Raw genomic sequence first — 1,306 nt, forward strand, 5'->3', positions numbered from 1 at the left:
AGCGTTATCGATGCATTTTGAGGTATTGATTGTGGGCGGCGGTCACGGTGGTGCGCAGGTTGCGGTGATGCTGCGGACGCAGAAGTTTGCGGGGAGCGTTGCGATTGTCGGCGACGAGCCGGAGCTTCCCTATGAGCGCCCGCCCTTGTCGAAGGAGTATTTCGCGGGCGAGAAGGAATTCGAGCGCATCCAGCTGCGCCCCGCCCGATATTGGGACGAGCGCGACGTGACGATGCTGCTCGGCAAGCGCGTGGTCGGTGTCGACCCGGCGGCGCACACCGTCACGACCGACGGCGGCGAGACGATCGGCTACGGCAAGCTCGTCTGGGCGACGGGGGGCGCGCCGCGGATGCTGCCGATCCCGGGCGGCGACCTGCCGGGGGTGCAGGGGGTGCGCACCCGCGCCGATGCCGATGCGATGAAGGCGGCGTCGGAGACGGCGAGGCAGATCGTGGTGATCGGCGGCGGCTATATCGGGCTCGAGGCGGCGGCGGTGCTGACCAAGGCGGGCAAGAAGGTCGTGCTGCTCGAGGCGCAGGACCGGGTGCTCGCGCGCGTCGCGGGCGAGGCGCTGTCGCGCTTCTACGAAAAGGAGCATCGCGAGCATGGGGTGGACCTCCGGCTCGGCGTCTGCGTCGAGGCGATCGAGGGCGAGGCGCATGTCACCGGCGTTCGCCTGTCGGACGGCGAGGTCATCCCCGCCGACCTCGTCATCGTCGGCATCGGCATCGTCCCGGCGGTGGAACCGCTGCTCGCGGCGGGTGCCGAGGGCGCGAGCGGTAGCGGGGGCGTGCTCGTCGATCGCCATTGCAAGACGAGCCTTCCCGACATCTACGCGATCGGCGACTGCGCGGCGCACGAAAACCCCTTTGCCGAAGGCGCGGTGATCCGGCTCGAATCGGTGCAGAACGCCAATGACCAGGCCAATGTCGTCGCCAAAGGCATCGTCGGTGACGAAGCGCCCTATCATGCGATCCCGTGGTTCTGGTCGAACCAGTACGACCTCAAGCTCCAGACCGCGGGCCTGTCGACCGGGCACGACCGGGCGGTGCTGCGCGGCGACCCCGCGACGCGCAGCTTCTCGGTCGTCTATCTGAAGCAGGGCAGGGTGATCGCGATCGACTGCGTCAATGCGACGAAGGACTATGTCCAGGGCCGCATGATCGTCACCGCGGGGCTGCTGGCAACCCCCGGGCAACTCGCCGACACCCGGACCCCGCTCAAGGAACTCCTCGCATCCTGATGCTCAGGCAGCGCCAGGCGGCGCATCGCCCAGCGCCTGCTTCAGCGTCGTCCTGATGCCGCG

General features: G+C 68.5%; 1 protein-coding gene. It reads left to right on the plus strand.

What is annotated here, in order from left to right:
- Positions 1-10 precede the first annotated feature (10 nt).
- Entirely contained in the window at positions 11-1,243 is a 1,233-nt protein-coding gene (locus SGR02S_RS19230) for an NAD(P)/FAD-dependent oxidoreductase (protein ID WP_067113832.1), read from the plus strand.
- Positions 1,244-1,306: the final 63 nt, after the last annotated feature.

The sequence above is a fragment of the Sphingopyxis granuli NBRC 100800 genome (assembly GCF_001591045.1).
GTDB lineage: Bacteria > Pseudomonadota > Alphaproteobacteria > Sphingomonadales > Sphingomonadaceae > Sphingopyxis > Sphingopyxis granuli.

Coding starts and splice junctions, on each gene's coding strand:
- SGR02S_RS19230 (WP_067113832.1), top strand. CDS start 11: ATGCATTTTGAGGTATTGATTGTGGGCGGCGGTCACGGTGGTGCGCAG.